The organism is Flavobacterium aquicola, assembly GCF_003385115.1.
GTDB classification, from domain to species: Bacteria; Bacteroidota; Bacteroidia; order Flavobacteriales; family Flavobacteriaceae; genus Flavobacterium; species Flavobacterium aquicola.
This window is the reverse complement of record NZ_QUNI01000006.1, coordinates 241,211-257,742: the sequence shown is the minus strand read 5'-3', so window position 1 is coordinate 257,742 and position 16,532 is coordinate 241,211. Positions and strand designations below refer to the sequence as shown.

The window sequence follows — 16,532 nt, the reverse complement described above, 5'->3', positions numbered from 1 at the left end:
TTTAAATTGTTTGTTCCAATTTTAATCAATCAATTCAAATGTAATACTCTCTTTTTCTTCACCGTTTATAATGATGGAAAGTTTTTGTTGTCCTGTGTAGAATTTTCTGGTAGTAATCAGTTTAAAACTTTGTTTCCGATTAATATGCGAAGACTGATTTTGCTCAAAAAGTCGTTCACTTATTTTAAATACTTTCTTTGAAAGTTGTCCGTTTTGTCGAAGATAATAAACAGCGTATTCCAGTCGTATGGTTTGTGGTCTTTCATCATTATTCTGAACAGAAAATGAAAACTCCAAATAATTACCAATAGCGACTTTTGGTGTGTTTATTTTGAAATCAGCAACCGCTACTTTTGAACTGTCAAGACCAAAGTGTTTTAGAATTTCAGTATTTCCTTGTTTCAAAAGCGTTCGGCAAGCGTGTTTGATTATCGCATCAGTTTTTTTGGTGTGACCTTTCCATTGGCTGACAATTTCAATTACAATTTGCGGATTATCTTTCGCAATGTCGTTAAGATTATTCGCAACGCTTCGTCTCACATATTCGGATGAATCCGCTTTTAGAATATGTAATATTGGCAAAATAGGATTCGGATTTTTTTTGAGTTCCGGAATTGCCATTGCCCAAGGCAAACGAGGTCTGCAACCTTCGGAAGCAAGCCTCCGAATATGATGATTGGGAGATTTGGCCCACAGTTTCATTACTTCGAGGGTTTTGTCAAAATCGTGTTTCAGGAATTCACGGATGGCAAATTCCGAAGAGCCAAACTGGGTGTAATATGCCAATGCTTCCATTGAAGTTTCAAAATCGTGAACGCCAAATTGCCCAATATAATCAGGAAAAATAAGCGATGTATAACCTTTGGGACTGTTAGGAATTACTGCGTTTAATAGTTTTACAGCTTCTTTAAAATCCGCCGGAAGATGATTTTTGAGTGTTATAATAGTAAATCTCAGGCGTTCATTCAATGATCTGTTTTCTAATCCATTGGTTACCGCTTCCACAAATTGCTGAATGTTAAAACCTGCATCCGCTTTGTTAAATTGGATTGCCAAATGCTCGTAGAATTTTGTATTGAACATCTCCTTCAGTTCTGTTGCCATGTTTTATGATTAAGGATTAGAATTGTCTCCGTAAAAGTACTATTTCTTCAATTAAAGAAATGTTTAAATTTAGTTTTTAGCTTTCAAAAAAATGCAAATGATTGTATCTTTGCAATCCCTTAAAACAACGAAACTATAATGAAACAGCAATGTGTAATTTTTGATATGGACGGTGTAATCTGTCATACCAATCCGGATCATGGCAAAGCTTTTGAAGCATTTTTTGATAAGTACCAAATTTCTCATTCCCAGCAGGAGTTTGAAGATCATATGTACGGAAAACACAATGGTTACATCATGTCGCATTTCTTCAAGCGTCCAATTACCGGAGACGAACTAAAAAACTTGGAAGACGAAAAAGAATCGATGTTTCGTGAAATTTACAAAGACAAAGTAGAAACAATTCCGCATTATCTGCTCTTTTTGGACGAACTAAAATCCCTAGGTTTCAAAACTGCCGTTGCAACATCGGCTCCGCGTGCCAATCTCGATTTGATTATAAATGCCTTAAATATTGGAGACAAAATGGATTCGATGATGGCAAGCCAAGACGTACAACAGCATAAACCAAATCCAGAAGTATATCTAAAATCGGCTGAGCGCGTGGGCGTTTCCCCGTCCGACTGCGTGGTTTTTGAAGATTCTTTTTCCGGAGTTACGGCGGGTCTCAATGCCGGAATGAAAGTTGTGGGCGTATTGAGCTCGCATACCAAAGAACAACTGCCTCCATGCCATTTTTACATCAACGATTACAGCGAAGTAAATGTGGACAAGATTTTGGAATTACTAAATAGTTAGAATTTGATTATTTTTTAGGAGCAGAGGTTTTTTGTTATTTCATCAACAGTTGTCCCGCTTTTCACTATAATCTCTTGTACTGAACCCCAGTACAAGAGGATTTTCGTTGCAATCGGGGCTAGTTTACGGGTTTAGTTTTTCATAATGATTTTTTCTCGATTTCGGTAATGCGTAAAATTGTCATTCCGTAGGACACGAGTGAAAGCGAATTGGCGTGGCAATTAGCGTTTGCTATTCCACATCGTTAAATGTTTAGTTTGTCGAGCTACTTGTGGAGATCCTTCCTTCGTCAGGATGATAATATTGTGTGATATTCGTTGTCTAATCCGTACTGTGTGTCATTCCGACGGAGGAGGAATCTCCGCTAGTGGCTCCGTCATCCTATTCAAACAAGTAATTCAAAAAATCTAAATCAGGATTGATTGTTTTGATAAGATCCATTTTCTTTTCCCTTCTCCATCCTTTAATTTCTTTTTCCCGAGCAATTGCCTCTTGAATCCAAGTGAATTTTTCGTAATAAATTAAGAGGTGAACATTATAAGTCGAGGCAAATGTTTTGTTTTTGGTGACAATATTGCTTTTGTGTTGTTCTAAACGTATTCTTAAATGATTGGTCACACCAGTGTACAAAACAGTTTTTGCTTTATTGGTGATGATGTAAATGTAATAAGTATGATACCCTTCTTGAAATTGCATTTCACTAAAATAGTATTTTATTTACAAAATTAGACAAGAGACCTAAACTCTTTTTAAAATTTATAATGTAAAATATCGTTGCTGAGTTATTTGTGGAGATTACTTCGCTATCGTTCGTGTTTCTCTTCATCGAATAACACAATGGATTAGACAAAGATTATCACACAATATTGTCATCCTGACGAAGGAAGGATCTTCGCAAGTAGCTCGACAAACAAAGTCGTCAACGATGCGGAATAGCATGTGGGGATTGCCTAGCCAATTCGTTATCACTCGTGTCCTCTTACATCGGCATGACAAGTTTGAGGATTATTGATATTTAAAAAAGTGTCATTGCTAGTAGCGAGGGAACTCCGCATTACTATTCGACAAAATATTTTATTTTGATTGCGGAGCCACTTGCGGAGATCCTTCCTTCGTCAGGATGACAAGTTTGAGGGGTAGTGGGTGCAAAGGCAGGAAACTTTTGACCTGTTTTATTGCTTTTAAGAAAATAAAAAAACGCAAAGTCGGGAGACTTTGCGTAGTGGGGGTGCAAAAAAAAATGAATTTTGGTTTTACTTTTATAACAACCTTTCTATTAATTAGTGAGAATAGTCGAATAAGTGTTTGATGGGTTTTTAAAATTGAAAGACTCAATAGTAAGTCTTTTATTGTTAATATTGTCCCATAGAGCTCCCTGATTCATAGGGGAAATGATATAACAAGTTATGTAAACAGTGTCGCCATATTTGAAACCATTTTCTAAAAGTTTCTCTGTTGTAAAAGTTTGCGAACTTTTTATTGTCTTATTTATATAAGATACAGCTGTATCAACACCTGTTACAAAATAATAGTTGAAATTAGAACAAGACACATTTGCATCTTTACCTAAGAAAAAGAATTCAGTTACCATATAATCACCGGTTATATCAGGATCTATATTGCCAGTATAGGTATACCATCCGTCTTTAATTTCTATGCTTTTAATGTTATATGGAAAAGGGACATCTTCAACTAAACGTATATTTTCAATAGTTAGTAATTCTTTTGTGCAGGTTCTTTTAATTGATTTGATTCCGCTAAAACCTGGCTTTGTAAAAGTTAAAGTTATTTCTCCAATTTCACACTCGTCAGTTTGATAATTGCCATTTGAATCAACACTTAATAATTTTGTATTATTTTTTGAATCAATCAATTCGATTTTTAAATTATCATAGTTAGAAACTTTATTTTGGTTCAAGTCATATAGTTGTACATTTCCTTTAATTGAACCATAATTATGAGTTTCTAGTTTATCTTCTTCCGAACATGATATTGTTGCAAAAATCAAAATCAATATAATCGATTTAAATACGTTGCTTTTTTTTAGGAACTCCATTGTTAATTTAGTTTTAATGATTAAGTTGTTTAAAAAATAAGAAGATTGAGTAAGAAATAAAGATTTTAAAATTAATTTTTCAAATATATTATTAGTATTTGTTTTAAAAAAAATATTTTGTAAGTTTTTTGTGAATTAAAAAAACGCAAACAGGAGAATTTGCGTTGGGGGGAATTAAGTGAATTAATATAGACTATTCTTCTGTATCGATTTGTAATCCTTCGGTTTGTAATTCTTCGATTTTTGGTTCATCGTCTTCCATGTCGATCCATGAAAGGAAAAATTTATAGCCTAAAGTCAGAATTACAGCACCCAGGAATAACCCGATGAAACCGTTGTAAATAAAACCGCCGATGGCTCCCAGGAATATTACGAGCATAGGTGCGGGAGGATTGCCTCTTCCGAGGAAGATTGGTTTTAGGATATTGTCAGAAATCAGTGTGATTCCTACCCAAACTGCCAGTAGCGTTGAAGTAGTGGCATCGGTTACGGAATACATATAAATCACTACCGGAATGGCAATCGGGCCAATTCCGACTTGTATTATCGCTAGGAATAGACAGATGATCGTGAAAATTCCAGCAAATGGAACGCCTGCCAGAAAGAAGCCAACTCCTATCATTGTCGCTTGGATTAGGGCTACACCCAAAAATCCTTTTACGACGTTGCGAATGGTGATTACGGTGACTTCGGCATAGTGTTCACCATTGGAACCGATTAGTTTGATGAAGATGTTTTTGGAAACTTTTATTAGTGATTCGGAGTACAATAACAGCCCCATCGCAATGATAATTGAGACGATAAATTGCAGGATACCTTTGCCAATTCCCGCTAATGAAAGCAACAGCCATGCACCGGCTATTTTTATTTGGTCGGTGTATTTGAGCGCTACTTTCGAAAGGTCTTCGGAGGCTGATGACCAGATTTCTACAATTGGTTTTGTGATGGTTGGCCAGCTTTTGGTCGTTTCCGGAGGAGGCGGAATCAAGTGCTCATTGGTTTGGTAGTAATGGGCAAAATTATTGATTTCTTCGTATAAGGATTGTGTGATGAGTATGCTGGGTGCAACCAAAATGATAAGCAATATAAGTGCGACAAATATGGTTGCGAGTACTTTTCGGCCTTTGAATAACCTCACAACTCTTTCATAAACGGGACTGAACGCTATGGCAATAACCACGGCCCAGACTATTATTAAAACAAACGGTTTTAGAATATCATAACACCAGCCTATTAAAAGGAAGAGGACGCCAAGACGGATAATGGTGTCGGCTATTTTTTCGAAGTTTATTCCGTAGAAATTTGTGTCGTTTTGATTCATATAAATCTATTTTAATGAAATGAATAGCGATTGAATTATTGTGCTAATCTAGTTAAAATACATTAATTATCAACAGCCTATTTGAATGTCTTTTGCGAAAAATTTATGTTTTTTTGAAAACTTAACAAAAAAATAGTTTTAAAATAATGTTTGGTTTGCGTAGGAATTAAATTGCTGTTTCGTATTTTTACTAAATTGATATTTTATGGCATTTCAATGTTTTATGGGTTTGCCTTTATGTCAAATTATTCTAAATCATAAAATCGTATTATATGAAGATAGCGCTTTACACCAACGAATTTCCGCCGAATATTTACGGTGGAGCCGGGGTTCACATTGATTTTTTAAGTCAGGAGCTGGCCAAATTGGCACAGGTTGAAGTTCGATGTTTTGGTGATCAAAAAGAAAACAAGGATTCGATGCACGTGGAAGGGATTAATTCCTGCCTGACGAAAATGGTAGATCCCGAAAACGAGCACATCAAAATGTTTCATAACCTAAGCCGAAATGTCGAAATGGCGCAGGCGACTCCAAAGGCGGATGTTGTGCATTGTCACACTTGGTACACACATTTGGCGGGAGTTTTTACAAGAGAATTGCTTCAGGTGCCGTTGATTTTGACTACGCATAGTTTGGAAACACATCGTCCTTGGAAAGTCGAACAACTAGGAAATGGTTATTTTATGTCGCGCTGGATTGAAACCAATGCTTATAAATCGGCTGATGGTGTGATTGCCGTGAGCGAACAAATGAAAGTCGATGTGGTAGAAGCTTATGGTGTTGATCCCGAAAAAGTTACTGTAATCCACAACGGAATCGATCCTGAATTTTACAAACCGACTTTTGATGAAGCGCTGTTGAAAGAATACGGAATCGACCCGAATATTCCGTTTGTACTTTTTGTGGGGCGTATTACTCGTCAAAAAGGGATTTCGCAATTGATTGAAGCTTGCCAATATTTTAATGAGGATTGTCAAATCGTACTTTGCGCAGGTGCTCCCGATACCGAAGAAATTGCGATTGAAACTTCTAATCTTATCGATCAGCTGAAAGCAAAACGAAAAGGTGTGATTTTAATTTCGGAAATGCTTCCACGCGAAAAAGTCAAAGTATTGTACAGTCATGCGCGCGTTTTTGCCTGTCCGTCGTTGTACGAGCCTTTCGGAATTATCAACTTAGAAGCGATGTCTTGCGAAACACCAGTTGTGGGAAGCCACGTGGGAGGAATTCCCGAAATTATTGTTGAGGGTGAAACCGGTTATTTAATTCCGTTAGAAAGTGTTTCGAGAACCAATTTCAATCCGCTGAATCCAACAGAATTTCAAAAAGCTTTTGCTTCAAAAGTAAACGCTCTATTGGAAAATGAACAACTAGCTAATGAAATGGGAAAAGCAGGACGAGAGAGGGTTTTAGAAAAATTCAGCTGGGAATCCATTGCCAAAATCACTTATAACTATTATCAGGAAGTTATTGCCCGATTTGAAAAAGAAACAGCTTAGGTAATATGATAATTTGAAAATTAGATAATTAAACCGCAAGGTTCGCAAAGTTTTACGCTATGAGCGCAACGCTTTGCGAACCTTGTGTTTTTTTTGTGTCCTTTGCGGTTAAAATCAGCCACGGATTCACGGATAAGACGGATTTTACACGGATTAAAATCTGCATAATCTGCGAAATCTGCGTGCAAAATTTTCACATAAAGCTTTGTGTTCTTTCTGGTTAAATCGGTCTCCGGATTTAACTTTCCAATACACATTCAGGAGTTACAACAGTTTCAGTAACCGGACTATATTCCACTTTGCTTAATTCAATAATTTTTTGAGCCACCGTTCCTCTTTCAAATAATCGGATAAGTTTGAAAATACTGCTTACGAAGAAACCTGGATTCGAAACTAATCGGGCAATTCTGGTGACTTTGATTTCTCTTTTCTGTATGGAGGCCTCCCATTCATTTTCGGGAAGCAACACAAATTCGGTAGCATATTTCCATGCACCGTCTCTCGCGGTTTTCATGCTAAAATCAATAAAGAAATTGTCTATTTTGCCTGATAATTTCAATATGTAGGTAAGTGTTGGCCAGATTTCCACCAAGCATTTTTCGACACCATTCACCAGATTACTTAAAATTTCATTGATTTTATTATAATCAGAATGCAGGTCAAAAATACTTTCAGGCGTACTCACCTGTGCGCAGGCAATTCCCAAATCTAAATTCACATGCGCATTAATTCCAAGCAGTAAATGCTGTACCACAATCGGCCAGTATTCCTCACCTTTCGTAAATGAAAACTGCCAGCATTCCGAACATTTTTCCTTGGCTTGAAACTGGTAATAAGCCTTCAGGTAACGATTCGCAAAAATAACATCCAGCTTTTCCATGCGTTCCGGATCTTGGAACAAACCAGTCCCGATACCGTTTTTTATCTGCATCGTAACTTCCCTATATAAAGTAGCAAATAGGCCAATCGCACATTGCTCGAATTTCGATTTTTCAATAATTTCGTCTAAACACTCGATAACTTCGTCTATTGTGGTGGCTTGCTTGATGTTCATTTATAAGGGGTTATGATTGAATTAGTCAGCTAATATAATTATTTTTTGTTTCTTAGAATGCATTTTTGCAGTAATTATCTTGCTGTTTTATAAAAGATTTCGAGTCTTATTTTAAGGAGCAGAAAGATTTCGCATTTTCAGAAAGATTCCTCCCGCTCTTCGTTGCAATCTCCCTGCCCGAACCCCGAGCAGGGAGGATTTTCACTGCGATCGGGGCTAAAAATCAGCATTTTATTTTCATAATTAGTTTTCCATACTTTGTGTCTTAGCGCCTTTGCATGAATACAAGTGCGCAAAGCCAAAACCTGCGTGCCTTTTTTAAATTTGAATCCGTTGCTAGGGATAATCCGCGTAATTTTTTATAACAAAAAAAACGGCTCTTAACCATTTTTTTATTTTTTGAAAACAATCATTTCGTTATATTTGTAAAAGTATAACGAAAACAGTCTGCATTGAAAATCAAAAGCAAAATTTGGATTGAAACCGATGAGGGAATCCTTATCAGTGAAGGACGCATTCAGTTGCTAAAGCAGATTGAAGCCACTGGTTCACTCAATAAAGCAGCGAAGGAAATGAATATTTCGTATCAAAAAGCGTGGAAATTAATCGACGCTTCAAACAAAGCTTCCAAAGAACCATTAATTGCAACCCAAGTTGGCGGGAACAAAGGAGGCGGGACTGTTATTACTCCTTATGGAAAATCGCTCATTGAATCTTTTGAAAAAATAAATATTGCCTGCTGGGATTTTTTAGACGCCGAACTCAAGAAACATTCGTTATAATTAATTTATGGAAAACAAAATCACAGCAATACTTTTGGCAGGCGGAAAAAGTCAGCGAATGGGAACCGATAAAGGTCTATTGGTTTTAAACGGAAAAACATTCATCCACAACATTTGCGACGCTTTAAAGCCAGTTGTAGGTTCAAATATTTTAATTGTATCAGCCAATAAAGAATACGATAAATTAGGTTTTTCCAGAGTTGAAGACATAATAGAAAACAAAGGTCCAGTGGGCGGACTTTACACAGGTTTGAAAGAATCCAAAACCAAAGTAAATCTGGTTGTCAGTGTAGATGTCCCATTCGTAACAACCGAATTATTGCAATGGCTGGTAGAAAACCACAACGAAACCGATATGGTGACGCAGACAAAAATCGGAGACAAAACCAGCCCGCTGATTGGGGTTTACGACCGCTCGATGAAAATTGTTTTCGGCGAACAAATAGCTGGAAATAAATTGAAACTGCGGCAAGCAATAGAAGACGTTAAACACCGCACTCTCGAAGTTCCAGAAAAATGGAGCAGTCAACTGCAAAACATAAACACACAAGAAGAATATCAAAATTTAACCAAATGACCATAACGCTAAAATATTTTGGGTCACTCGCCGATATTACGAAATTGAGAGAAGAGCAATTCACTTTTGATGAGGAGACTATTTCGGTTTCTGCATTAAAATCAAAAGTAGAAGGTAGCTATCAAAATATACAAAACACGACTTACACGATTGCAGTCAACCAAACCATGAGCGATTCGCAGACCAAAATAAAAGATCAGGATGTGATTGCTTTTTTGCCTCCATTTGCTGGTGGATGATTTTTTTAAAACATATAAGTCATATAAGTTTTAAGAAATACTTAAATGTCCTTAAATGCCTTATATGGTAAACGTAAATAAGAATTAAATTTTTTGAAACAAATAAGTCAAAGCGCATATAAGAGTGATTAGAATTTAAAAAAGAATAACTTATATGACTTATATGTTTCAAAAAAAGTTTTAAAATAAAATGATAAACACCAAACGATATAACAGACAAATAATTCTCCCAGAAATAGGAGAAACAGGTCAGCAAAAATTGCAGGACGCACGTGTCTTGGTAATTGGTGCGGGTGGTTTGGGCTGTCCGGTTTTGCAGAATTTAGCTTCGGCGGGAGTGGGGAATATTGGGATTGTTGACGGCGATGTGGTGGATGAAACGAATTTGCACAGACAGTTATTGTACACTTTAAAAGATTGCGGAAACATCAAAGCTGAAACAGCCAAGAAAGCAATTTTAGAACTTAATCCAGAGATTAATATAACGGCTTTTTCAGAGTTTTTTACAACTCAAAATGCTCCGCGAATTGTCGAAGGATATCATATAATAGTCGATTGCACTGATACAATCGCTGTCCGTTATTTTATAAATGATTTGTCGGCAGCTAAAAAGATTCCGATGGTGTATGCTTCGATCCATAAGTTTGAAGGTCAGGTTTCGGTATTCAATTATAAAAATGGACCAAGTTACCGTTGCTTGTTTCCAGAGCAGGAAAATTTGAATGCGGTTCCGAATTGTGCTGAAAGCGGAGTTTTGGGAGTTTTGCCAAATACACTTGGAACATTACAAGCCACCGAAGTGCTTAAGATTATATTGGAAATTGGTACGGTGCTCTCGGGGAAATTATTGATCTATGATGCTTTGCATTTTCAGACTCAAATCATTGATTTTACTAAAAATCCAAAAGCAGTTGAAAAAGGATTCATAAACGGAACTTTGCTTTTGAACAATAAAAAAAACAATGAAGATTTAACTCCCGAAGCCTTTTTGGAAAAATGCAGTCAATTGGGAATGGTTGTAATAGATGTTAGAGAATCGGATGAAGTGCCCGAGTTTAAGAGGGAAAATGTAATCCAGATTCCTTTGAGCGAATTAGAAGAATATAGTAAGAATTTGCATAAAAACCAAGAAATAGTTGTGTTTTGCCAAACGGGACAGCGCAGTCAGCAGGCTATGAATTATTTAAAAAATTCTGGATTTGTTGGTGTTTTCCATTTGGCAAGAGGAATAGAATCGCTGAAAAATCAAATTCAATGACAATTTCAATGGCAATGGCAAATTCAATAAAAAAATTAAAAAAATAAAAGCAGAAATAGTAATGTCAACAGATAAACCAAAGAAAAGTTCTTTTATTCAAGGACAAATAACTTCCGAGTTCATCGGAAATTCGATTGCCAAACACCAAAGTAAAACCACAATTGGAGCTCATAATATTTTTCTAGGACAAGTTCGCGCCGATGTGATTGAAGGCAAAACAGTAACCGCAATTGAGTACACTTCTTACGAGGAAATGGCAGAGCAGACTTTCTATGAGATTCGGGAATCGGCTTTCGCCAAATATGAATTGTCGTGTCTGCATATTTATCATAGTTTGGGATTAGTAAAGACAGGCGAAATTTGCTTGTTTGTCTTTGTTTCTGCACCAAGACGAAAAGTGGTGTATGAAGCTTTGGAATTTTTGGTTGAAGAAATAAAGGAGAAAACAGCGATTTTCGGCAAAGAAATTTTTGATGACGAAAGCTATACTTGGAAAAAGAACACATAATAAAATAGCTCACTGATGGCACAGATGAAACTGATAAGCATGGATAAATGTGATTTAAAAAAATCAAAAATCAGTTAATCAAAAATTAAGAATTAGAGATCAAAAATCTAAAATCGTTAATCAAAAATCTGAAATCTAAATGGTAGATATCACTCATAAAATAATTACACAACGCACAGCAACAGCCCAAGCCATCGTAAAAGTAGGTTCGCCTGAAACAATGCAGGCAATTATAAACAAAACCGTTCCAAAAGGCGATGTATTGGAAGTTGCAAGAACTGCAGGTTTATTTGCGGTAAAAAACACTTCAAATTCTATTCCAGACTGTCATCCAATGCCGATTGAATTTACCGGAATTGAATATGAATTGTTGGAAGATTCAGTATTGATAAAAGTAACCGTTAAAGCGATTTACCGAACAGGCGTTGAGGTTGAGGCCATGCATGGATCATCGATTGTAGCTTTGACAATGTATGACATGCTAAAGCCAATCGATAAACAAGTTGAAATTTCAACCATAAAATTATTGCATAAAAAAGGAGGAAAATCGGATTACGGAGTTAAGGGTGATCTCAATTTATCAGTGGCAGTTATGATTTGTTCGGACTCAGTAGCTTCTGGAAAAAAAGAAGATCGAGCTGGAAAAGTTATTACCGATAAAATCAAAAAACTAGGATTAAGTGTTTCCAATTACACAGTGATTCCTGATGAGGTAACTGATATACAAGAAACAATAAACAAGTTTTGCGACAGCAAAAAAGACTTGGTTATCATAACTGGCGGAACCGGTTTGTCTAATCGCGATGTCACTCCGGAAGCGGTTATTCCGTTATTGGATCGTCGCATTCCAGGAATTGAAGAAGCCATTCGTTCCTATGGACAAGACAGGACACCTTATGCCATGTTATCCCGAAGTGTGGTCGGTTTCAAGGGGAATACCTTGATTATGGCTTTACCAGGTTCAACAGCGGGTGCTAGTGAATCTATGGATGCAGTTTTCCCATCGATTTTGCATTTATTCAAAATATTAAATGGTTTCAACCATGGAAAATAACAAAAATCCAATGCAGGACAACCACGGAAGGGCACACAATTACCTCCGCATTTCGATTACGGAACACTGTAATTTGAGATGCACTTATTGTATGCCGGCCGAGGGGATTGCGCTTACACCAAGGGCACATCTGATGACTGCAGAGGAAATTGTTACCATTGCGCAGACTTTCGTAAAACTTGGCGTCAACAAAATCCGATTGACAGGTGGTGAGCCATTGGTGCGAAAAGATGCCAAAAACATTATTGCAGAATTAGGAAAACTAGGTGTTGAACTGACTTTGACGACCAACGGAATCCTAGTTCACGATTTTATAGATACTTTCAAAGAGGCCGGAATTACCACTTTGAACGTGAGTATCGACAGTTTGAAACAAGACAAATTCAACGAAATCACCCGTCGCAATTATTTTGAAAAAGTGATTGAAAACATTGGGTTACTTGAGGAAAATGGTTTCAAAGTAAAACTGAATGTAGTTGTTATCAAAGGATTTAATGACAACGAAATTGTTGATTTTATTGAGCTGACCAAAGAGCGAAACATTCAGATTCGGTTTATAGAGTTTATGCCTTTTGACGGCAATCGATGGAATAAAGAGAAATTGGTAAGTTATGCCGAAATACTTTCTCAGGCGAATGATTTTTATGGTGAAGATAATGTAAATCGTTTGCAGGACAGACCGAATGATACTTCCAAAAATCATAAAATAGAGTCTTATAAAGGTAGTTTTTCCGTAATTAGCTCGGTTACGAATCCGTTTTGTAGTACTTGCAACCGAATCCGTTTGACTGCCGACGGGAAATTAAAAAATTGTCTGTTTTCGAATACTGAAACTTCTTTGCTCGATACTTTGCGAGCAGGTGATTCAATAGAACCGCTAATCTTCCAAAACATAAAATCCAAATTTGCCATGCGTGGCGGAATGGATGATGATGCTAAATTTCAAGACCCGCTTCTTTTTTCGAAAAATAGGAGTATGATTAAGATTGGGGGCTAGTTTTATTTCGCAAAGATTCGTATTCTAGCGAGTCAGGCTTGTGAATTTCTAAAAAAATCAAAATCTGCGAAAATCTGCGTGAGAAATAGTGGCACGCAGATTTTCGTAGATTCACGCAGATAAAATGGATTTATTTATTGCAAAGAGCAATCTTTGTTTCTTGAAAAAATCAATTTGTTTTGAAAAATAGTAGTATGATTTAAGATTGGGGGCTGATTTGGTTGGCTTTTTGGACTCTGAATTTATGTTTTAAACCCAAAAAATAGCTTTCGTAATAGGTGTAGGAAAAATGTGAAACGATTATCGTAATCGCCAATACCAAAATATTGAAAAGCAGTATCGATAGGACTGCCGGAAGTTTTGAGTGAATATTCAGTTTCAGATAGAGCAGTCCCGCAAACTGCATCGCTATGGCGTGAAAAACGTAAATTCCGTATGAAATGTTTCCCAAATAATTGAGTGGTTTGTTTTCTAAAAAGGCTATCGGTTTTGTCGATAGTGAACCAATTGTCAATCCAAATAAAATCATGCTAAAAAGATGGTATATCGGTTTTGATAAATTATCACTGAATAGGGATGTCGATAGATAAATCAAAAAAACTGCAAAAATCAAAATTCTGCTTTTTTGCAGTATTTCACTAAATACAGGTTTAAGCAACAGTATGGAACAGATGCCACTGAACGAAAAATAAAAAAAGAACATTTTATAATCGGACAGAAACGGAATGGATTCAGAAAAGAAAACCGCAAAATAAACTCCCGTAAATAGAGCCAAAAATGGAAGTGTTTTTTTGGAAGGCAAAAGGAAAAACAAAGGTGCGATAAATAAATAAAATTGTTCTTCAATTCCGATTGACCATAAAATCTCAATGATACCACCCGGTTTGTAGGTGGCAAAAATATTTGGAAAGAAAGTTATCGAAAGTAAAATCCCTTCGGTGAGGTTGTAATTGTTTTCAAACGGAAATCCAAAATAGGGCAATACCACACGGTAATAAAGGAAACCAAAGAACAGAATTAAATAATACAATGGCCATATTCTTAAAATTCTCCTCAAAAAGAACGGAACTAGGAAAATCGTATTCTCGGTTGTTTTTTCGATGTACAATTGGCGAATGATTAAAAAACCGCTTAACGAAAAAAAGAGATAAACTGCCTCTTGGCCTTTATGTAAAAAAGCTAGTGAATCAAAGAACGGAAACCCTCTGTGTTCGCAGAATTGGGGAATATGGTAAAGCACTACCAACAAAGCCAAAAAGAAACGAAGGGCAGTTAAATTGGGGATTTTTTTCATTCTTTTTTTTACATTTTTTTTGAATTTCGACAAATATAGGTATTCAATCCTTTTTCGAAAAATAGAAGTTTGATTAAGATTGAGGTAATAGTGTTATTTCACAAAGATTCATTAAGTCTAGTGGGTCAGTTTTATGAATTTCTAAAAATCAAAAATTTGCAAAATCTGCGTGAGAAATAGTGGCATGCCCCCGAAAGCTTTCGGGGTCGCAGATTCACGCAGATAGAAAGGATTAATTTTATAGGAAAGGACTTTGCGCCTCTTCGTCTTTGCGAGAATTGTTCAAAGGTGACGTTTTTTTAAAGTGCCAAATTATCCCCAAACTTGTCATTCCGTAGGAATCTCCGTTAGTATGTCCACAAACTAAGTCCTTTTCTTTGTCGAGCTACTTGAGGAGATTCCTACGGAATGACAATATTGAGAGTAGGTTTTGCGTAAAAAGCCTAATCTTTCTGCTCCAAAATACCTGACAAAAGTCATTTCGGCACCACATAATCGTGAATACCTTTGCGAAATGAATGCAGAAAAAGAATCCTCCAAAAAAGGGTATAACAATTACGGTACCCATCTCAGGGAGAAATACAACGGCAAAAAAGTTTTCAAAGTAATTGTAGACGGTAATTTTAGCTGTCCTAATCGTGATGGACTGAAAGGTTATGGAGGTTGCACGTATTGCAATGTCGATTCTTTTACGCCGGATATTTCCCGAAAAGCGCCCACGATTGAGGAGCAATTGCTTCAGGGAATGGAACGCGCCAAAAAATCATACAAAGCGGATCAATTTATAGTTTATTTTCAGCCGAATACCAATACCTACGCCAATGTTGATTATCTAAAAACGATTTACGATCGGGCATTGGCTTTCAATCCCGATGAGGTTGTGGGGTTTTCGGTGGGGACTCGTCCCGATTGTATTGATGCCGAAAAAGTGACTTTACTCGAAAGCTATTGTGACCGTTTTGATGTTGATCTCGAAATGGGGATGGAGTCGATGTATGACGAAACTTTGCAAAAAATTAACCGAGGTTGTACACATGCTGAATTTGTTTCGGCAGTGGAATTATTAAAAGACAGTCCAATTGATTTGTGTGTGCATACTGTTTTTGGATTCCCTTGGGAAACTTACGAAATGATGCTCAACTACATTCATGAAATCAATCGCTTTCCCCAAATAAAATTCGTCAAATTTCATCATCTGCACATTGTCGAAGGTTCGATTATGGGTGTGCACTACAAGCGAAATCCGTTTCCGCTCTTTACTTTGGAACAATACACCGATTTGCTTTGCGACCTTATTCCATTATTGCGCCCAGATATAGTCATCCAGCGCCTCTTTGGAATTTCTGATTGGGATTTGCTTATCGCTCCAAATTGGAGATTGAAAAAGACCGAAATTCAGCATTATATCGATTCAACGATTGAGAAAAGAGGAATTCTGCAGGGATCAAAATATAAGGAGAATAAGTAAAGTCTTTGCCGTTATCGGCAAAAACAGTTGTTTTTTATTATTTTTTATTGAGTTTTTTTGCCGATAATTATATTCTTAAAAATCAATTATATTTACGTTCTAAAAAACAGAAAATGAGCGTAGAAGAAATCCAAAATATATGCAGGCAATTGCCAACGGTGACAGAAGATATTAAATGGGGACATGATTTGGTTTTTTCGGTTGGGGAAAAAATGTTTTGTGTTGTTGGACTTGATCAATCTCCCACAACGGCTTCGTTCAAAGTCAGAGACGATGAATTTGAGGAAATCAGTAATTCGCCTGGTTTCAAACCTGCGCCGTATGTTGCCCGATACAAATGGGTTTTGATTGAAGATGTTAACAAAATGAAAAAAGCAGATTGGGAAAAATATCTTTTGCAGTCGTATGAATTGGTGAAAAATAAGCTTCCGCTAAAAGTTCGTAAGTAATTTGATTTGTAATTATTGGTCATTTGAAGGAGCTTATCAGTATAATATAAAAGGAATTAACTACATTGTCCTAA

17 protein-coding genes are annotated in these 16,532 nt (G+C 36.5%); 11 read left to right on the top strand and 6 right to left on the bottom strand.

Annotation, left to right across the window (positions count from 1 at the left end; translation table 11 throughout):
• Positions 1-21 precede the first annotated feature (21 nt).
• Positions 22-1,104: a DNA alkylation repair protein gene (locus C8P67_RS12495; protein WP_115813506.1), complete on the bottom strand. Its 1,083-nt coding sequence runs from the start codon at positions 1,102-1,104 to the stop codon at positions 22-24.
• 138 nt (positions 1,105-1,242) lie between these two features.
• Between C8P67_RS12495 and C8P67_RS12490 the strand changes: the two genes are divergently transcribed.
• Positions 1,243-1,902, top strand: a complete 660-nt coding sequence (locus C8P67_RS12490) for an HAD family hydrolase (protein ID WP_115813505.1) — start codon at positions 1,243-1,245, stop codon at positions 1,900-1,902.
• A gap of 381 nt (positions 1,903-2,283) precedes the next feature.
• Here C8P67_RS12490 and C8P67_RS12485 read toward each other — a convergent pair whose 3' ends face one another.
• The 3 genes from C8P67_RS12485 to C8P67_RS12475 all read right to left on the bottom strand — a co-directional run bounded on the left by C8P67_RS12485 (position 2,284) and on the right by C8P67_RS12475 (position 5,279).
• The gene (locus C8P67_RS12485) at positions 2,284-2,598 is read right to left on the bottom strand and encodes a GIY-YIG nuclease family protein (protein ID WP_115813504.1); all 315 of its coding nucleotides are present in this window, start codon (positions 2,596-2,598) and stop codon (positions 2,284-2,286) included.
• Positions 2,599-3,178: 580 nt separating this feature from the next.
• Positions 3,179-3,958, bottom strand: coding sequence for a hypothetical protein (locus C8P67_RS12480; protein WP_115813503.1), 780 nt, complete (start codon positions 3,956-3,958; stop codon positions 3,179-3,181).
• Positions 3,959-4,151: 193 nt separating this feature from the next.
• Positions 4,152-5,279, bottom strand: a complete 1,128-nt coding sequence (locus C8P67_RS12475; protein ID WP_115813502.1) for an AI-2E family transporter — start codon at positions 5,277-5,279, stop codon at positions 4,152-4,154.
• Positions 5,280-5,551: 272 nt separating this feature from the next.
• On the opposite strand from C8P67_RS12475, the gene glgA reads away from it, so the two are divergent.
• Positions 5,552-6,778 (top strand): glycogen synthase, encoded by a 1,227-nt coding sequence (gene glgA, locus C8P67_RS12470; protein WP_115813501.1) that lies wholly within the window; start codon positions 5,552-5,554, stop codon positions 6,776-6,778.
• Positions 6,779-7,016: 238 nt separating this feature from the next.
• Here glgA and C8P67_RS12460 read toward each other — a convergent pair whose 3' ends face one another.
• Positions 7,017-7,832: a DUF5995 family protein gene (locus tag C8P67_RS12460; RefSeq protein ID WP_115813499.1), complete on the bottom strand. Its 816-nt coding sequence runs from the start codon at positions 7,830-7,832 to the stop codon at positions 7,017-7,019.
• Between the two features lie 452 nt (positions 7,833-8,284).
• On the opposite strand from C8P67_RS12460, the gene C8P67_RS12455 reads away from it, so the two are divergent.
• The 7 genes from C8P67_RS12455 (at position 8,285) to moaA (ending at position 13,247) form a co-directional block, all read left to right on the top strand.
• On the top strand, positions 8,285-8,614 hold the full coding sequence (locus C8P67_RS12455) for a winged helix-turn-helix domain-containing protein (protein WP_115813498.1): 330 nt from the start codon (positions 8,285-8,287) through the stop codon (positions 8,612-8,614).
• Positions 8,615-8,621: 7 nt separating this feature from the next.
• The gene (gene mobA, locus C8P67_RS12450; protein WP_115813497.1) at positions 8,622-9,191 is read left to right on the top strand and encodes a molybdenum cofactor guanylyltransferase; all 570 of its coding nucleotides are present in this window, start codon (positions 8,622-8,624) and stop codon (positions 9,189-9,191) included.
• Complete coding sequence (locus tag C8P67_RS12445; protein WP_170141458.1) at positions 9,188-9,430, top strand: MoaD/ThiS family protein; 243 nt, start codon at positions 9,188-9,190, stop codon at positions 9,428-9,430. The genes mobA and C8P67_RS12445 overlap by 4 nt, the downstream gene beginning before the upstream one ends.
• Positions 9,431-9,620: 190 nt before the next feature.
• Positions 9,621-10,688: a ThiF family adenylyltransferase gene (locus tag C8P67_RS12440; RefSeq protein WP_115813495.1), complete on the top strand. Its 1,068-nt coding sequence runs from the start codon at positions 9,621-9,623 to the stop codon at positions 10,686-10,688.
• A 61-nt stretch (positions 10,689-10,749) separates the two neighbouring features.
• Positions 10,750-11,196, top strand: coding sequence for a molybdenum cofactor biosynthesis protein MoaE (locus C8P67_RS12435; RefSeq protein ID WP_115813494.1), 447 nt, complete (start codon positions 10,750-10,752; stop codon positions 11,194-11,196).
• A 139-nt stretch (positions 11,197-11,335) separates the two neighbouring features.
• Positions 11,336-12,250, top strand: a complete 915-nt coding sequence (gene moaCB, locus C8P67_RS12430) for a bifunctional molybdenum cofactor biosynthesis protein MoaC/MoaB (protein ID WP_115813493.1) — start codon at positions 11,336-11,338, stop codon at positions 12,248-12,250.
• Entirely contained in the window at positions 12,240-13,247 is a 1,008-nt protein-coding gene (moaA, locus tag C8P67_RS12425; RefSeq protein WP_115813492.1) for a GTP 3',8-cyclase MoaA, read from the top strand. Before moaCB ends, moaA begins: the two co-directional genes overlap by 11 nt.
• Positions 13,248-13,446: 199 nt before the next feature.
• On the opposite strand, the gene C8P67_RS12420 is transcribed toward moaA, so the two are convergent.
• Entirely contained in the window at positions 13,447-14,541 is a 1,095-nt protein-coding gene (locus C8P67_RS12420) for an acyltransferase family protein (RefSeq protein WP_147298231.1), read from the bottom strand.
• 430 nt (positions 14,542-14,971) lie between these two features.
• On the opposite strand from C8P67_RS12420, the gene C8P67_RS12415 reads away from it, so the two are divergent.
• Positions 14,972-16,009 carry a TIGR01212 family radical SAM protein gene (locus C8P67_RS12415; protein ID WP_211319911.1) on the top strand — a complete coding sequence of 346 codons (1,038 nt, stop codon included), beginning with the start codon at positions 14,972-14,974 and terminating at the stop codon, positions 16,007-16,009.
• A 113-nt stretch (positions 16,010-16,122) separates the two neighbouring features.
• Positions 16,123-16,458 carry an MmcQ/YjbR family DNA-binding protein gene (locus C8P67_RS12410; protein ID WP_115813565.1) on the top strand — a complete coding sequence of 112 codons (336 nt, stop codon included), beginning with the start codon at positions 16,123-16,125 and terminating at the stop codon, positions 16,456-16,458.
• Positions 16,459-16,532 lie beyond the last annotated feature (74 nt).